The 17,281-nt window shown below is 35.0% G+C and carries 15 protein-coding genes; 9 read left to right on the top strand and 6 right to left on the bottom strand.

The window, feature by feature from the left end:
* Positions 1-228: 228 nt before the first annotated feature.
* Positions 229-795, top strand: a complete 567-nt coding sequence (locus ACF91D_RS13120; RefSeq protein ID WP_107589716.1) for a PepSY domain-containing protein — start codon at positions 229-231, stop codon at positions 793-795.
* 299 nt (positions 796-1,094) lie between these two features.
* Entirely contained in the window at positions 1,095-1,295 is a 201-nt protein-coding gene (gene cspD, locus ACF91D_RS13115; RefSeq protein ID WP_042737587.1) for a cold-shock protein CspD, read from the top strand.
* Between the two features lie 47 nt (positions 1,296-1,342).
* On the opposite strand, the gene ACF91D_RS13110 is transcribed toward cspD, so the two are convergent.
* Positions 1,343-2,521 (bottom strand): MFS transporter, encoded by a 1,179-nt coding sequence (locus ACF91D_RS13110; RefSeq protein WP_107589715.1) that lies wholly within the window; start codon positions 2,519-2,521, stop codon positions 1,343-1,345.
* A 113-nt stretch (positions 2,522-2,634) separates the two neighbouring features.
* Here ACF91D_RS13110 and ACF91D_RS13105 point away from each other — a divergent pair, with 113 nt between their 5' ends.
* Complete coding sequence (locus ACF91D_RS13105; protein WP_042737585.1) at positions 2,635-3,531, top strand: LysR family transcriptional regulator; 897 nt, start codon at positions 2,635-2,637, stop codon at positions 3,529-3,531.
* 67 nt (positions 3,532-3,598) lie between these two features.
* Here ACF91D_RS13105 and ACF91D_RS13100 read toward each other — a convergent pair whose 3' ends face one another.
* Positions 3,599-5,014, bottom strand: a complete 1,416-nt coding sequence (locus tag ACF91D_RS13100; RefSeq protein WP_107589714.1) for an MDR family MFS transporter — start codon at positions 5,012-5,014, stop codon at positions 3,599-3,601.
* Between the two features lie 213 nt (positions 5,015-5,227).
* On the opposite strand from ACF91D_RS13100, the gene ACF91D_RS13095 reads away from it, so the two are divergent.
* Positions 5,228-5,758, top strand: a complete 531-nt coding sequence (locus ACF91D_RS13095; RefSeq protein WP_107589713.1) for a GrpB family protein — start codon at positions 5,228-5,230, stop codon at positions 5,756-5,758.
* A 167-nt stretch (positions 5,759-5,925) separates the two neighbouring features.
* Here the strand turns inward: ACF91D_RS13095 and ACF91D_RS13090 are convergent, their stop codons facing one another.
* A complete protein-coding gene (locus ACF91D_RS13090) occupies positions 5,926-7,545 on the bottom strand; it encodes a PucR family transcriptional regulator (protein ID WP_107589712.1) in 1,620 nt (539 codons plus the stop codon).
* 308 nt (positions 7,546-7,853) lie between these two features.
* Here ACF91D_RS13090 and allW point away from each other — a divergent pair, with 308 nt between their 5' ends.
* Positions 7,854-9,344, top strand: coding sequence for an allantoin permease (gene allW, locus ACF91D_RS13085; protein WP_107589711.1), 1,491 nt, complete (start codon positions 7,854-7,856; stop codon positions 9,342-9,344).
* On the top strand, positions 9,334-10,701 hold the full coding sequence (gene allB, locus ACF91D_RS13080) for an allantoinase AllB (RefSeq protein WP_107589710.1): 1,368 nt from the start codon (positions 9,334-9,336) through the stop codon (positions 10,699-10,701). Before allW ends, allB begins: the two co-directional genes overlap by 11 nt.
* A gap of 188 nt (positions 10,702-10,889) precedes the next feature.
* Here the strand turns inward: allB and ACF91D_RS13075 are convergent, their stop codons facing one another.
* From ACF91D_RS13075 to ACF91D_RS13065, 3 genes are all read right to left on the bottom strand, one after another.
* A complete protein-coding gene (locus ACF91D_RS13075) occupies positions 10,890-11,489 on the bottom strand; it encodes a histidine phosphatase family protein (RefSeq protein WP_107589709.1) in 600 nt (199 codons plus the stop codon).
* Between the two features lie 121 nt (positions 11,490-11,610).
* On the bottom strand, positions 11,611-12,870 hold the full coding sequence (locus ACF91D_RS13070; RefSeq protein WP_107526674.1) for a Zn-dependent hydrolase: 1,260 nt from the start codon (positions 12,868-12,870) through the stop codon (positions 11,611-11,613).
* Positions 12,867-13,712: an alpha/beta hydrolase gene (locus ACF91D_RS13065; RefSeq protein WP_107589708.1), complete on the bottom strand. Its 846-nt coding sequence runs from the start codon at positions 13,710-13,712 to the stop codon at positions 12,867-12,869. Before ACF91D_RS13065 ends, ACF91D_RS13070 begins: the two co-directional genes overlap by 4 nt.
* 175 nt (positions 13,713-13,887) lie before the next feature.
* Between ACF91D_RS13065 and allC the strand changes: the two genes are divergently transcribed.
* The 3 genes from allC to allD all read left to right on the top strand — a co-directional run bounded on the left by allC (position 13,888) and on the right by allD (position 17,123).
* Entirely contained in the window at positions 13,888-15,120 is a 1,233-nt protein-coding gene (allC, locus tag ACF91D_RS13060) for an allantoate deiminase (protein ID WP_107579353.1), read from the top strand.
* Between the two features lie 167 nt (positions 15,121-15,287).
* The gene (gene allE / locus ACF91D_RS13055) at positions 15,288-16,076 is read left to right on the top strand and encodes a (S)-ureidoglycine aminohydrolase (protein WP_392437152.1); all 789 of its coding nucleotides are present in this window, start codon (positions 15,288-15,290) and stop codon (positions 16,074-16,076) included.
* A gap of 15 nt (positions 16,077-16,091) precedes the next feature.
* Positions 16,092-17,123 carry an ureidoglycolate dehydrogenase gene (allD, locus tag ACF91D_RS13050; protein WP_107589707.1) on the top strand — a complete coding sequence of 344 codons (1,032 nt, stop codon included), beginning with the start codon at positions 16,092-16,094 and terminating at the stop codon, positions 17,121-17,123.
* Positions 17,124-17,281 lie beyond the last annotated feature (158 nt).

Here is a 17,281-nt window from a genome sequence, read left to right as displayed (position 1 = left end):
CTATGTATTTTGTCTACTTAAATAATAATATCTAAATTGCGTAAAATATAATAATTGATTTAAGTTATTATTAGATGAATATTGATAACTTATTCTTATACTTAATTATTTTGTTGAAAAGTATGTTTTATATGTTTTTGTGGTTGAATAAGAAAAATATATTTTTGCATTGTTTTCTAATTTATATTTCGGGAATTTAATAATTAATGAATGCAAGGAGGTTTTGATATGAAGTTGAAGTATATATCGGGAATTGTTTTAACGAGTGTATTATTAGTAGCTTGTGGTAACAGTGATGAAAGCAAAGAGGATAAAGACGAAGCAACAGGGGGCAATAAAGGAACGAGTGACAAAGTTATTGCTATTAATAAGGTGAAGACCAACCCTACAGATGCCATTAAAAAGGCGCAGCAAACTTATACTAATCAAGACTTAAAAGGTATATCATTTGAAAAAAGTAATGGCAAGTGGCGTTATAAGGTGGAACAACAAGGGCAAAATGAAGAATCTGAAGTGGCGATCGCCGATAGTAATGGTAAAATGCTTCATAAAGAAAGCGAAAAAGAGAATGATATTGATAAACGAGAAGCATTTCATTATGATGATGTAATAGATTATAAAAAAGCTATTAAAAAAGGACAAAAGGAATTTGATGGTGAGATTAGAGAATGGTCTCTCGCTAAAGATGATGGACAGCTCGTTTATGATATGGATTTAAGTAAAGGTCAAGAAACACATGAAATTACAGTAGATGCTAAAAATGGTAAAGTATTACAAAACGAAACAGATAATTAAGTCTTTCCAATAATAATAAACTGTATATAACAAGGCTTTATGCATTGAATCATTAATTTTTAACGATAAGTTTTACTTAAAAAATTATATCGTTTAATGCAATATAATAAAGCTACTGATTAAAATTTAAAATTTATTATCCGAAAAAGGTGTACAAATGGAACTACTATCTTTATAATAGTAATTAAGTAATTTAGTTCGTGAAATTGATTTGTAGTTTTATTCTTTTGAATTTACTCCTTTTGATTTTTTAAGACAGATTACGAATATTCGTGCAAAAGCACATGGAGGAATTTAATATGAATAACGGTACAGTTAAATGGTTTAACGCAGAAAAAGGTTTTGGTTTTATCGAAGTTGAAGGTGGAAACGACGTATTCGTACACTTCTCAGCTATCGCTCAAGAAGGCTACAAATCATTAGAAGAAGGACAAGCTGTTGAATTCGAAATCGTTGATGGCGACCGCGGTCCTCAAGCAGCTAACGTTGTTAAATTATAATAACGAATAAAAAAGACGAGCATTGCTCGTCTTTTTTTTGTGCTTTTTTAAGTTTGAAGTTCAGTAAATGAATCAGCACTGGCTGTATATTTTTGGTTTCTCACGGTAACTAAGTAAATACTTAGTATGCTTGCTAGAATTCCAACAAGTAATACATAATTTGAACCTAACGTACTGATAAACACGCCTCCAATAAATGTACCAACTGTTGTGCCAAGGTTCACTGCGGATAGGAAAATGCCATTTGATAAATCTGGTGCGTCAGGTGCTGCGCTAGTGATAATATATTGTGTTGTGTTAGAGGAAATGCCTGCAACAATACCCCATATTAATGTCAATATGAACATTGGGATGAGTTGAGAGCCAAATACAAACATTGCGCTATAAATCATAATTAATGTAAAGGGTAGGCTAAATATAGCTTTTTGTGGAATGGTAGTTAATAATTTTCCGCTTAATATATTACCAATTATATTTGCTGCACCATATATAAAGAGTGCGATAGATGTGATGTAATGTGTTGCGCCTGTTACGTTATTTAAGAAATCTGTGAGATAGCTATAAACACCAAATATCCCAGCATTAAATAACAATGAAACGATAATGGAAATCCAAGTTAACGGTCGCTTTAACATTTGTAATTGACTACCGTAAGATGCAGTTTTGTTGTTGGCCATTTTTGGAATAAAGTTTAAAGTCATAATCAAGACTATCATGTTGATTACTGCAAAGAAGGACATTGCGATTGCTAATGAAAATTGAGATGCCAAGAAATTGACGATAGGTACGCCGATTACCATACCAGCAGAGACGCCTATAAATACACGTGACACAGCTTTTGGAGCATCTTTCCTTTCAACAGAATCGGCAGCTACAGAAAATGCTAAGGCTATATAAACCGGATGGAATATGGCCGGAATAATTCGGGCAATCAGTAGTATAGTGAAACTTGTAGTAAATATAGAGATCACATTACTGACAACAAAAATGGCTAGGACAAGTAGCATAATACTTTTACGTTCTAATTTAGACATTACTAATGGCATGACAGGACCAGAAATAGCGATGCCAATTGCGAATGCTGATACAAGCCATCCCGCAGTAGAGGTTGATACATTAAATTGTGTTGCAATATTGGGGATTAGTCCAATAAAACCCATTTCAGTATTTAAAATACCAAAGACACCTAAAGTCAGAATGAAGATAATTAGTCTATTATTGTTCAATATTGTCACTCCTAAAATAATTGTTATCAGTAGTGTAATGTGTATAATGAGTTATAACAATTACTTAATAACTATGTCTAGATATGCTTAATTAACATAACAGGAGGTTCAAAATGGATTTAAGAACTTTATTCTATTTCGTTACAGTAGCAAAGGAAGAAAGTATTACTAGAGCTGCAAACTCATTGCATATTACGCAACCTACACTCTCTAGACAGATTAAAGATTTAGAGGAAGAATTGGGCGTTAAGTTATTTACCAGAAGTAACCATCATATTCATATAACTGAAGCAGGTGTGTTATTGAAGCAACGTGCTCAAGAGTTGTTGGATATGTCGCAAAAGTTGCAAGACGAGTTTAAGTATATCGATAAACAAATTGAAGGTAATGTTTATGTTGGGTGTGGAGAAACGATTGGAATACAAATTATTGCTGAGATATTTAAAGAGATTCAACAGGAATACCCTAATGTGTATTTTCATATTTATAGTGGGAATGCAGAAGACATCGAGTATCGTTTAGATAGGGGATTGTTAGACTTTGGTATCTTAATTCAACCTGCGAATTTAAATAAGTATGAAGCTTTGAATTTACCCTCTTCGGATAGGTGGGGACTAATTACGCAAAGGAATAGTAAATTTGCGCACTATAAACAAATTGAAAGAAAAGTACTTAGTAATGAACCACTTATTTGTTCGAGACAGGCGATTGACCAAACAATACCTAATAATGAGTTTTTAGATTGGCTTGGTGACAGTTATGATGAAGCGAATGTTGTAGCAACTTTCAACTTGGCATTCAATGCTGGTTTGATGGTCAAGGCAAACATTGGTCATGCAATTTCATTGGAAAATTTAATCGATACATCCGAGGAGAATGATCTTTGCTTTATTCCATTATATCCAGTGTTAGAGGCTAAACATAATATTGTTTGGCGTAAGGATCATACCTTTTCCAAAGCGGCGCAATTGTTCTTAGATAGAGCGACTGCTGTTTGTAAAGATAATTAAATATTAATATAAAAAACACCCTTACGTGCCCGTAATAGCGTAAGGGTGCTAGTATTATGACGCAATGTTATCTTTTTTGAGTACGAATCATTAAAGTTAAAACAAAACCAATAATCAACAATACTGTAGTGAATGCAAAGGCTGCATCTACACCGAGTACGGTTGCATGTTGCATGATTTCAGTCTTGGATTGGTGTGTAGCATGGTTGGCATAATTTGTTCTAACGATAGCCATAATTGTAATCATTATCGCAGTACCAATAGCGCCAGCGATAATTCTTAATGAATTCATGATAGCAGTACCGTGTGAAATATTTTTAGTATCTAAAGCATTAATGCCGATTGTATTTAAAGGCATAATAATCAATGCTACTGCGAACATTCTTACGGCATAAATGACTACGACATACCAATATGGCGTATCTACAGTTAAGAAACAATGTAAGATAGTCATAATAATTAATAAAATAAAACCAGGTATAGCAAGTACTTTCAAACCATACTTATCAAATATCTTGCCGGTATATACTGACATAAATGCATTTACGACAGCACCAGGTAAGATAACTAGTCCAGATAATATAGCTGATAAGCCTAAACCAGTTTGAATATACATTGGTATTAATAAAGCGGGTCCCACAATTCCGATAAATAATACCATTGACGAGAATGCAGATAATGAAAATGTTCGATTAGCAAACACGCGCATATTCAATAAAGGATTGTCGATACGAATTTGTCTAGATACAAATACACCGACAATAATTATACCGAGAATTAACGAAATGATGACAATCGGAGAAGAAAATCCAAGGTTACCGGCACTACTAAATGCATAGAGCATTAAACCAAACCCAAATGTTGAATAAACAACTGAAGTTTTATCTAATTTCGTTAATTTAGTTTCATTATTACTTTCGACAAAAATAGCACCAATGATAAATGCAATCAAAGCGATTGTAGCGACTACAAGGAATGGCGCTCTCCAACTAAATGAATCAATTAAAAATCCTGTTAAAGTTGGTCCGATTGCTGGTGCGGATTGGGCTACGATACCAGTGAGCCCCATTGCGAACCCACGTTTTTCAGCTGGGAATAACGTGAAGACGGTAAACTGCATCAGTGGTAATAGTATACCTGCACCTATAGCTTGGATAACACGTGCAAACATGAGTAACCCAAACGATGGTGATAATGCAGCAATAATAGATCCAATCAAGAAAGCACTCATAGAGAATATATAGAGTGGTCTGGTATGGAATCGGTCCATTAGAAATGCTGTTAACGGAATCATAATCCCATTAACTAACATAAATCCCGTAATAAGCCATTGAGCAGTTGTTTCAGTTATTTTTAAACCTGTAATAATTGCAGGTAAAGCTGTGTTCAGTAGTGTTTGGTTAAGCATTGCTACAAATGCACTACTCAGCATAACTAAAATAATCGTATTTCTCTTTTTACTCGATAAAGCAATCTCCGACATTACAAATACATCTCCTTTTATAACATCCCAACAATAAATAGTAACGAATTTAAGTTAGCAAAGCAAACCATTTGTTTATAAAATCTAAATTCATTTGAATATATTCTTTTTAAAAACATAAACAAATTAAGCGTAATAGTGATGAAAACAGGGGATATAGTAATCGAAGTACAGTAGTTATATTGTATAGAGCGTAGATAAGGAGTAATGAACATGAGAACAATAGAAGTGATGCCTTATGATGTTGCTTGGAAGGAAGCTTTTAGTAGGGAGCAGGTGCAATTAGCAAAGTTGTTTAACAATGAAGTCGTTGATATATATCATATTGGTAGTACATCCGTACCCAATTTATACGCAAAACCCATCATTGATATATTGGTTGTAGTTAATAATATTAAAGCGGTAGATCATTATAACCCAGAGATGTTTGAATTGGGATACGCTGCAAAAGCTGAAAATGGTATTAAAAACCGTAGATTCTTTATAAAGGGGGGAGACCAAAGAACGCATCATGTCCATGTATTTCCTAAATCCGAACGGGCGCAAATTGAACGACATTTGGCTGTAAGAGACTATTTATTGGCGTATGACAATATGGTTGAACATTATGGTGAATTAAAGCGAAAATTGGCGAAGTCATTCAGATTTGATAGCGAAGGTTATTGTCAAAGTAAAGATGCGTATATGAAACGCTTAGAATCTATGGCGTTACAGTGGTATAACAACAAGAATAAGCACCAGTAGCTACTTGTAAATGTGAAATTTACAGGTCGACTACTGGTGCTTTAATTGATTTCAGTATATTAATTATGAAGTTATTTGAAGTAGAGAGATGTCTAAATGTTGCAACATAGGCACATTTAAACGAGTTACATACTTCGAGTTTTGAGAGCAACGCCGTGTTAGCTACACTATTCAAAGTCCATGATTTCAGAAACATATAATGCAATTCTGATATTTAAGGAATGAATTGGATCCTCGATATTGGTACCAATCATATTACTACATTTATTAATCCTGTATTTCACTGTATTACGATGGATATAAATTTTTTCTGCTGTCTTTGTAATGTCGCATTGGCTATCCATGTAGACTTGTAATGTTTGTTTAAGTTCTGAATCCTTCTTAGTTGAAGGATGACTTAGTGGTCCAAGCGTGTGTTTTACAAAGGGTTGTAGTTTCTCTTTAGGAATCAGTTGAAGTAACTCTTTGATATCCTTTGAATGATAGTCAGATATAAATTCTCGTTGATTATTTAATAAGGCATTTTCGTAAGCTTCATTTGCTTCAAAAAATGAAGATGCCAGTTGGGTGAATTCAGTGACCTCATTACCGATACCAAAGGAGATATTACCGTCAAAATGCTTAGGATATTCTTGTTGTATTTGTTGTAAATAATCATAATAATATTGATGCTTGCTTTGTAATAATATTGCGAAGCGATCGTTACTCGGTAATCTATAAATACTTGTATAGGAATCGATGTCTGTCAGTTTATGCTTAAGCCAATACAGTGTGAGTTGTTGACGCTCATTTATATAGTAACTATTTTCTAATGTATTCTCCGAATCAATGGCACAAATAATAATTTGATAATAATTAGAGCGATATATGTGATATTGCTGTAATAAGTCCGCATGCTTTTTGATAGATAATGCTTGATCTGACCGATTATTGACAAGTGACTCGAAAAAGCGATTAATGTCATTTTGTTCAGCTTCTTCAATTTTAGTATTTTTATATAAAGCAAAACTTAACACGCTTACAACCTGTTCGATCGTCAATAGACTAAACGGATAGGACAATTTGTCGACTTGAGAGACCATAAGGTAATAAGGGAAATAAGTATAGCCTAATACTTTAAAGATAATATGATCTTTATTTTCGAATACTTGCTTATTTTTATCTTGTTCTAGGTATTCGTGATAATGATTATGAAAATAGTTAATATGCGCGCGAGTCAATTTTTTGTTTTGTTGGTAATGATGACTGACCGCTTCTGGTACTTTGAAGGGATCAAATAAGATGATTGGAACACCTAATAATTTACTCATACGTTCTATCATCGATTTGATGCTGAATCCTTTAATCAACAATTGATTGAGTTCTTGTTGAATATGCAAAGCATAATTTAATTTGCCTGTTTCTGAATCAGAAATAAATGAGGAAATTTCATGTGTAATTTCTCCTAAATTCCACCCCTCTGGTATCTCAATTAATGGGAATCCGAGTTCATCTGCATATGCAATAACTTCTGGATCTATTTCGTGTAGAAACCTAGAAACTTTAATTCCCAGTCCTGCCGTGTGTATGTCATTTAAATCTTTGATTAATCTCTTTAAGCCTGCTTGACTCTCTTGGAATAAAACGCCAGTTGTTAATATAAATGAATTTTCTGAGGTGAAATTTTTAATATCGTTGTTCTCAGTTATATCTAAATTGGTAACCTCAGACGACAAGTCCCCATTTTTATTTATAAGTTCTAAGCCTTTAAATTGAGGAACGGATAGAATTTCTTTAAGTGTAGTCAATGTGCTTACCTCCGTCTCCATAGTAGTTAAAATTTTTAGAAAATTTGCAAAAATAATTGCGTTTCTCTGTGAAAAAAGTAATAATATAGTATATTTATAAGAAAATTTTACATATTAATAACATTAGTAAATGAGATAAAAATAACTCTATACATTATGAATTATACACTTTTTTGTTCGAAATATATAATTTTTGTTAGAAGATATGTCATAGTCAACAAAGAAAAACGCTTACACTAGATATAAACTATTAATAAAGCATTATACAAAAAAGTTATAAGTTTATTATAGCAAAGGAGTTTTAAATAATGGGAACAGTGGGGAAGGCTACGTCGCATGACCAAAGCTTTTTCGAAAAGCGCGGTTACAACAAAGACATCATACCGAAGACGCCGGCACAAAGAAACAATTCCGCATTCAACTTTTTTACTTTGTGGATGGGTGCCGTGCATAATATACCGAATTATACAGCGGTTGGAGGGTTTTTATTAATTGGTTTATCGCCATTGCAAGTCATCATTGCATTAATCTTTAGTTCTTTCTTTATTGCATTACTATTAGTCGCAAATGGATATGCCGGTTCTAAATATGGCATACCTTTTTCTATGCAATTACGTTCTACATATGGTGATGTCGGTGCGAAACTGCCAGGCGTATTACGTGGTGTGATTGCTGGTATTGCATGGTTTGGATTACAAACATTTGCTGGTTCGCAAGCGTTACATATTTTATTAAATAAGATCTTTCCAGGTTTTAGTGATATTGGACATGGGATGACAATTTTAGGAATTACAATTCCAGCATTGATCGCTTTCCTTATATTCTGGGCAATTAGCTTTGCAATTGGCTTTGGTGGTGGTGAGATTCTTAATAAATTCACAGCCATTTTAAATCCATTAATATACATCGTGTTTGGAGGCATGGCGATATGGGGCATCACTGTTTCGGGTGGCGTCAGCAATATCCTAAATTATGATATTTCGACTAAGACAGATGGCATACTTTATCCAGCAATCTTATCATTCTTCTTGATATTTAACTCGTTGTTAGGTGTATGGGCTGGTCCTGGTTCCAGCGTTGCAGATTTTACACAAAATGCAAAATCTACTAAAGCTCAAGTTATCGGTCAAATATCAGGTATTGTTGTAGCGCATGTTCTCTTTGCGTTTGCGAGTGTCTTTATTATCATTGGTGGTTCTATATATCTTGGACATCAAGAATGGAATATTTTAACTATCATCAATGAATGGAGCAATTTCTGGGCAATACTTATTGCTACGGGTGTATTGTTGATGACTACGATTTCAACTAATGCGACAAGCAATATTATTCCGGCAGCTTATCAATTGAGTGCATTGATGCCTAAGATTGTGAATTACCGTAGAGGCGTCATTATTGCTTGTGTAGCAAGTGTACTTATTATGCCTTGGAAGATGATGGAAAATGAAGGCAGTATTGTAGTATTTCTAAATGCAATCGGGGCATTTTTAGGTCCGGTAGCAGGTGTGATGATTGTGCACTTCTACCTTGTGACACGATGTCAAATTAATTTAGAAGAATTGTATTTTGATATGTTTGATAAAGAAATCAATATTCAACGTATTAACATTTCAGCATATATAGCAACTATTGTTGGTGTCGTAATTTCATTATTAGGATTTTTACCAGCATTTAAGGTTATTTCTGATTTTTCATGGTTTATCGGTTTCATAATTTCTAGTGTGATTTATATTATTTTGCACTATTTATTAAAGGTATTTTCTAAAGAAAAAGAAGGAGTGAAGTATAATGAAGTTTGATTTAATTATCAAAAATGGTTTAGTAATTTTAGAAAATGGAGAGCAAAATGTCGAGGTAGGAGTTAAAGATGGAAAAATCGCTGCAATTGGACATGACTTAGGCGAGGCTACGAAAGTCATCGATGCCGAAAATCAAATAGTATCTCCAGGTATGGTCGATGCACATGTGCATATTACTGAACCAGGTGGTGGATACCGTGATGGTTGGGAAGGTTATGAAACTGGAACTAAAGCCGCTGCTAAAGGTGGGGTAACTTCATTTATCGAAATGCCGTTAAACCAAGTACCAGCGACAACAGATAAAGCTTCTATTGAAGTGAAATTTGAGGCAGGTAAGGATGAACTTGCAGTAGATGTGGCAAGTTATGGTGGGTTAGTGCCATACAATTTAAATGGTGGTATTCAAGAGTTGGACGAAGCAGGTGTCATTGGTTATAAAGCGTTTATTGCTACTTGTGGAGACCGTTCTATTGAAGGAGACTTCCAAGATGTAGATGATTATTCATTGTATGAAGGAATGAAACAAATTGCTAAGACAGGAAAAATCTTATCAATTCATTCTGAGAATGCGGCCATTACAGATCGTTTAGGACAAATTGCTAAAGACAATGGCGAAACAACATTGAGTGCTTATGTAGACACAAGACCAGTATTTACTGAAGTTGAACCAATCCGTAAAATTATCTTATTTGCGAAAGAAACAGGTTGTCGTGTGCATATTGTTCACGTTGCATGTGAAGAAGGTGTAGATGAGGTTGTTAAAGCACAGCAAGAAGGTGTTGATATTACCTGTGAAACATGTACACATTACCTTTACTTCTATAAAGAGGAGTTAGATGATATTGGTCCTGTAGTAAAATGCTCTCCACCAATCCGTGAAAAATCACGTCTTGAAGGTATGTGGAATCGTGTATTAAATGGTGATATCGGATTTGTTACATCAGATCATTCACCGTGTACACCAGACTTGAAAGCAACTGATAATGCCTTTGAAGCATGGGGTGGCATTGCAGGATTACAAAATAATGTCGATGTACTCTATGATGAAGGTGTACAAAAACGTAATATGACATTGAAACTTTTCGCAGAAATTATTGCCACTGAACCAGCAAAACGCTTTGGAATGTATGATAAGGGTAGTATAGAAATTGGTAAAGATGCAGACTTTGTATTTATCAAACCTGATTCACCTTATACTTTGACAGAAGCAGATTTAGAATATCGTAATAAAATGAGCCCATATCTTGGTAGAGAAATTGGAGCACAAGTGACTCGAACAATATTAAGAGGTCAAGAGATTTATAATCAAGAAACAGGCGTCGCAGATATCAGAAGCGGTCGTTTCATTAATTATTAATATATAGTGAAAAATCCTTTAATAACACACATTATGTGTGGGTATTAAAGGATTTTTTGTATACATTACATTGACTGTTGATATGATGTAACTACAAGAATATCTTAAATCGATCGATATCACAGGCTAGTTTATTACATTGTGGTTAACAATACGCAATTGGCTTATACGTAGCGGATTCTTAATTATTATATTTTGCTATCATTTGTTAGTGTTTGAGGGTTTAAATGACTGATTTCATTATAACTAATAATTTCACCTGAACGCTCACTTAGATGTAATGTTGTGATACCACCATTATTTAAACGTGTCACTCCGGTACCCATTTGTCCGTTCGTATAGTGATAAACAATTGCATTGATAAAGGCACCATGTGAAACAATCAAAATATGTTGGTCTTTGTATTGTTGAGTTACTCTATCTAATCCCTTTAAAAAGCGAGCAGTCACCATGTTAGAGTGTTCTTTTTTAGGGTAGTTGCGTTCAGGGTATAATTGATCTCGCTCTGCAAATGTTAAACCTTCTGCTTCTCCAAAACCAACTTCTATAAATTCTTCCATTTCAATAAGAGGGATGTTGAGATGGTCTTGAATAATCTCAGCAGTCTTACGTGCTCTTTTTAAAGGACTTGTAATAATGATATCCCAATCATTTGGATTTAGAAATGTTCCGCATGCTTTGGCTTGTAGTTCGCCATTTTGATTTAAAGGGATATCTGTGCGCCCTTGTAGTCTGCCTGCAGTGTTCCATGCAGTTTCTCCATGTCTTATAAAGCTAATATATGTCATTATCATCAACCTCGTAATATGATTATCTATCTGTTACTCTATGATTCATAGTGTCTCACTAGTTTGTAATATTTTCAAAAATAAAAAACCGAGTCTCAATAATGGGACTCGGTTTTTTATATTAGGATTCATGTGTGGCTAATGTAATGTCTAACTTTGATAATTCAATCGTTGTATCGATAAGTACTTGTATGCCTTTTGCTATTTGCTCAGATGTGACGGATTCCTTTGGAGAATGACTGATTCCGTCTTTACAAGGTATGAAAATCATACTGGTTGGACAGATTGGAGCGAAATTCATTGCATCATGACCAGCACCACTATACATATAACGATAACTATAATCTTGAGTTATACAACTGTGTTCAGTAATTTTTGCGATGTGTTGATTAAAGCTACGTGGCTGATCCTGCCCTAAATCGTCTAATTGATAGCTTTGTAAACGACGTTCAGTAATTTCTGTTATTGCTTGCTTAACCTCATTTACAACTTGTTCTCTGATAGCTTGCTTTTTACCACGGATATCTATAAGTAATGTAACTTCACCAGGAATGGCATTCATCGTATTAGGATATACTTGGGTATATCCTACAGTTGTAACGATACCTTGCGCATGATAAGTCCTACCAATGGATTCGATTGTTAGAATGATTTCTGCAGCAGTGGTCAATGCATCACGTCGCATGGGCATTGGTGTGGAACCTGAATGACTTGTCACGCCTTGAATTTGTAATTTGAAACGGTGCGGAGCGGCAATGTCAGTAACAATACCAATATCTTTGTTATTATTTTCTAAAATAGGACCTTGTTCAATGTGTAATTCTAAAAAGGCTTTGATTTTATTGCGTTCAAATAATGCTGTTTTTCCATTCATATCTTGTGCCAAGGGTGCAACAATATCGTACAAAATATTGCCATCATTATCATGTATATCTTTCATGTCTTCTTTAGTCATTTTGCCGGTTAAATATTTACTACCTAAAGTAGCTTCATTGAAACGTGTCGATTCTTCACAAGCGAAAGCGATAATAATCAATGGGTGGTCTGTTTCAATTTGATGTTCATTTAAATGTTCGACTACTTCAAGGGCACCTAAAACCCCCAATAATCCATCATATTGTCCGCCATCTTTCACCGTATCGATATGCGAACCTAATACAATGGGTTTTAAATGAGGATATTTACCCTCTCTGCGAGCAATTACATTTCCAAAAAAGTCAAAATATACATCTAATCCAGCCTTTTGACAGAGCATTGAAAATTTAAGTGCTGCTAACCGTTCAGGATGACTAAAAGCAATCCGGTTGATACCACCATTCGACGTATTACGTGCAAAGTTATTAAATGTTTGGAAATTATCAATTACGTTATCTATATTCATTGGTTATCTCCTCCATAATGTTGGACAACTTGATTAAGAAATTGAACTACTTTGTGGTAAATTGCGATGCCTTTTTCCTTAAATGTTCTATCAAAATCATGCTCATTTAAGGATAGGGATTCGAAATGACTTTCTTCTATAAAGCGATGAATATGTTCACTTTCACTATACGGCACATCTGGATCTCCAGTACAATGAACAATAAAGGTAGGTGGAAAAGACTCTAATTGTTGTGGTGAAATATTAAATTGCTGTTGTGAAGACGATTGAATACCCAAATAATTAATCCATTCAGCTTGTCCTCTAGCATATAAATAAATTGTATATCTCGCTTGAATTGGTCCAGTGACTAACGGCTCCTTTTGAATAAGTTGATTGATGATATTAGGTGATAATTGTGATGATAGTGTTTGAAATTGTTTATTAGCTGTTAAAAAAGCAGGTGTATGTATGCGTGCATATCCATAAAAATCAATTACACCTGCGACTGTTCTTTTTAAGGCGACGAGCATCGCCAAGTATGCTCCGGCTGAACGACCGAAAGTGAACAGCGGTAGTTCTGGATAAGTTGCTTGTACATGATCAAAGTTGAGCAACGCGTCGCTGATAATGGTTTCTAAATTACTTTCCGGAGCTAAGCGATAAGAAACAAGTATTAAGTGATAATTTTCAGTGAGTATATCAATATATGCCTGTTCTAAATCATTTGGTTGTCCAAAGATCAGACCACCTCCATGATAATAAACGATAACCCCTTTAACATCATCTTGCTTAGCAGTAATAGTAGTGTATGGTAATGAAAAACCATCTGTCGTTAGACAGCTTGATGTTTGTTGAGTCAAAGTGATGAGCCCCCTATTTTAGATATATTTAGCTAATTATAGTATCTCAAAGAAAATTGTAGAAGTATTTGTATAAATCGAATAAAAGTAGTGCTTATTATTGTAAGAATTGTGAATGATAACAAAAATGTAAACGCTTATAATTAAATATGACATAGCAAAGGAGTTGAAATACATGGACATCCGATCTTCTTTTGAAGCTTTAGACAAAAAAATCACTAGTTATGGTGGATTGGCAGGCGGTGGCATCACACGCTTACTCTATACGAAAGAGTGGTCAAATGCTGTACATGGTTTAAGAGAATCACTAAATGAAAAAGGTTTCGACACACGTTTTGATAGTGTTGGAAATTTAATTGGTCGTATCGAAGGTAGTAAATATCCAGAGGAAATAATTATGTCGGGATCACACATCGATACAGTTGTTGAAGGTGGCCATCTCGATGGACAATTCGGTGTCCTCGCAGCAACAGTTGCGATGGAATCATTGAAGGCAACACATGGTCAACCATTACGTTCATTAGAAATATTAGCATTAGCAGAAGAGGAAGGCAGTCGTTTCCCGTTTGCATTTTGGGGAAGTAAAAACTTTTTCAATTTAGCAGAAAAGTCAGAAGTAGAATCTATTGCAGATGCAGAAGGTGTCAAATTCGAAGACGCAATGCATCAAGCAGGGTTCGATTATCGAACGGCTGACAATGATTATAGTGACGTGAAGTCATTCGTAGAAGTACATATTGAACAAGGGAAAGTGCTTGAAACTGAACAGAAAACGATTGGTATCGTAGAAGGCATTGTAGGTCAAAAGCGCTACACAATTAATTTAAAAGGTGAAGCAAACCACGCAGGAACTACACCTATGGGATTAAGAAGAGATGCTGTAGTTGCATTCAGCAAGATAGCCGTTGCGTTAACAGAACGTGCCGAAGAGATAGGCGATCCGTTGGTGATTACCTTTGGTCGTGTTGATCCTGTCCCTAATACAGTTAATGTAGTACCAGGAGAAGTAACGTTCTCTATTGACTGTAGACATATTAATCAAGCTGAGCTTGATCAATTTGCAGCGGAAATTGATACATGTATTAAGCAGATTTCTAAAGAGCAAGGCGTGGCGTGTGACATAGACTTATGGATGGACGAAGCGCCGACATTGATGGATGAACGTTTAGTAGGAGAAATTACTAAGGCAGCAGAACAAGTTGTTGGTCAAGCGGACTGTAAAGTAATGCCGTCAGGTGCAGGTCACGACTCTCAAATATTTGCAAAATATGTCCCTACTGCAATGATGTTCGTTCCTTCAATCAATGGTGTAAGTCATAACGTAGAAGAAGAGACAAAGTTAGACGATTTAGTTAAAGGTATAGAAGTATTAAAGCAAGTATTGTATCAGTTGGCTTATGAAGAATAATTAATAGTCACACTTTGCAATATTTTAACGATATATGAAGCGTTTATAGTTCAATTTATAAGCGCTTTATATATTAGAATTCAAGAGATATATAAGAAATAGAATGTAAATAACACGCAACAATAATAACTAGGTTTTATCAAAAAGACAAAGGAGCATGAATATTTATGGGTTATATCAATCATAATCAAGGATATAGAGAAGGTTTATTAGAAACGCGCTCAGTAATTAAGAAAGATAATTATGCAGTAATTACACCGGATGGGCTAGTAAATAATGTCGTTCCCGGATTTGAAGATTATGACGTAACAATTATGGGTTCACCAAGATTAGGTGCGCGTTTTGTAGATTATATTGTCACACTTAAAAATCAAGGCGGTAATAAACAAGGTTTCGGTGGCGATGGCGTACAAACATTTATCTATGTTGAATACGGAAATATCAAAGCATATGCTGGCGATAAAAAGTATGAATTAAGTGCGGGTGGCTATTTATATGTTCCACCACATTTAGTAATGACATTTGAAAATAGTAATCAAAATAATGATAGTCGTGTATTTTTATACAAAAAACGTTATCAACCATTAGCAGGTTTCGAGCCTGAAATCGTGACAGGTAATGTGAATGAAATGAAACAAGAACCTTATGAAGGTATGGCTGAAGTGAAAGTTATAGATTTACTTCCTAAAGAACTTGCTTATGACATGAATATTCATATTTTATCATTTGAACCTGGTGCTTCTCATGGTTATATCGAAACGCATGTTCAAGAGCATGGCGCATATATTTTAAGTGGACGTGGCATGTACAACTTAGATAATGAATGGATGCCAGTCGATAAAGGTGATTATATTTTCATGGGGGCTTATTCACCACAAGCAACATACGCAGTAGGGTTGGATGAACCTTTTGCTTACATCTATTCAAAAGATGCTAATAGAGATATAGAAATTTAAGAAAGGTTGTTAAGGATGGATGAAGAGTCATTAGTATACGTTGAGCGTGAGCAATTACGTCAGTTATTTATAGAGAAATTGACCAAAGCTGGTTTGCCAGCGATTTATGCAAATAAGACAGCAGATTTAATGGTGTTTGCAGATGAGCGGGGCATACATTCTCACGGCTCTGTCAGAATGCAATATTATGCTGAGCGTATTATGAAGCAAGGAATTAATTTGTCACCTGAGCTCAAATTCACGCAAACTGGACCTTCAACAGGTACGTATTTCGGTGATAATACAGTTGGTCATTATGTAGCGTATGAAGCAATGAAAGAAGCAATTTCACTTGCGAAATCAAATGGTATTGGTGTCGTAGGTGTTCGAGAAATTGGTCATAGTGGCGCAATAGGTTACTATGCTCAACAGGCTGCATACGAGGGAATGGTAGCGTTGACTGTGTGTCAATCAGATCCAATGGTTGTGCCTTTTGGTGGCACCAAGCCATACTTCGGTACCAATCCAATTGCCTTTGCGGCACCACGTCAGTCGGGTGAACCATTACTATTTGATATGGCGACAACAGTACAAGCGTGGGGGAAAATATTGGATGCCCGTTCTAAACATAAATCTATACCTGAGACATGGGCAGTAGATGAGCAAGGTCAGCCGACGACCGATCCATATAAAGTATCCGCGTTACTGCCAGTAGCAGGGCCGAAAGGTTACGGCTTAATGATGATGATTGATATCCTTGCAGGCAGTCTCTTAGGTTTACCATTTGGCAAACACGTCAGTTCAATGTATGAAGATTTGAGTCAATATAGACGGTTAGGGCAATTTCACATTGTGATTAATCCAGCTTTCTTTGGTGATGAACAACAGTTCTTGAACCAAATTACTGAAATGGTAAATGAATTACATGCTATCGATCCGGCGCAAGGGTTCGATCAAGTATATTACCCAGGTGAAATACAAGAAACAGTAAAGCAGCGTTACGCTGAAAGTGGCATACCGATTGCACGAAGTATTTATGAATACTTGATTTCGGATGAAATTTATTAACTTAAAGCATATAGAAGTGACCAGGATGATTTAATGAATTTTATCTTTTGATAGTAAATGATTGAACATCCTGAGTAACTTCTTTTTTATTGCATGCGTGTTAGAGATAGCTATTAACGTTATAGCATATGTAGATAAGCGATCAGTATTGCAAGTTA

It is taken from the genome of Staphylococcus sp. 231237_7MaSpsaltlick (assembly GCF_043107035.1).
The sequence above is the reverse complement of the archived record's forward strand: the minus strand, read 5'-3'. Positions and strand labels throughout refer to the sequence as shown.

What these genes read in the sequence shown, in the direction of transcription:
- ACF91D_RS13120 (WP_107589716.1), top strand. Translation starts at nt 229, where the DNA reads ATGAAGTTGAAGTATATATCGGGAATTGTTTTAACGAGTGTATTATTA.
- cspD (WP_042737587.1), top strand. Translation starts at nt 1,095, where the DNA reads ATGAATAACGGTACAGTTAAATGGTTTAACGCAGAAAAAGGTTTTGGT.
- ACF91D_RS13105 (WP_042737585.1), top strand. Translation starts at nt 2,635, where the DNA reads ATGGATTTAAGAACTTTATTCTATTTCGTTACAGTAGCAAAGGAAGAA.
- ACF91D_RS13100 (WP_107589714.1), bottom strand. Translation starts at nt 5,014, where the DNA reads ATGTCGGAGATTGCTTTATCGAGTAAAAAGAGAAATACGATTATTTTA.
- ACF91D_RS13095 (WP_107589713.1), top strand. Translation starts at nt 5,228, where the DNA reads ATGAGAACAATAGAAGTGATGCCTTATGATGTTGCTTGGAAGGAAGCT.
- allW (WP_107589711.1), top strand. Translation starts at nt 7,854, where the DNA reads ATGGGAACAGTGGGGAAGGCTACGTCGCATGACCAAAGCTTTTTCGAA.
- allB (WP_107589710.1), top strand. Translation starts at nt 9,334, where the DNA reads ATGAAGTTTGATTTAATTATCAAAAATGGTTTAGTAATTTTAGAAAAT.
- ACF91D_RS13075 (WP_107589709.1), bottom strand. Translation starts at nt 11,489, where the DNA reads ATGACATATATTAGCTTTATAAGACATGGAGAAACTGCATGGAACACT.
- ACF91D_RS13070 (WP_107526674.1), bottom strand. Translation starts at nt 12,870, where the DNA reads ATGAATATAGATAACGTAATTGATAATTTCCAAACATTTAATAACTTT.
- allC (WP_107579353.1), top strand. Translation starts at nt 13,888, where the DNA reads ATGGACATCCGATCTTCTTTTGAAGCTTTAGACAAAAAAATCACTAGT.
- allE (WP_392437152.1), top strand. Translation starts at nt 15,288, where the DNA reads ATGGGTTATATCAATCATAATCAAGGATATAGAGAAGGTTTATTAGAA.
- allD (WP_107589707.1), top strand. Translation starts at nt 16,092, where the DNA reads ATGGATGAAGAGTCATTAGTATACGTTGAGCGTGAGCAATTACGTCAG.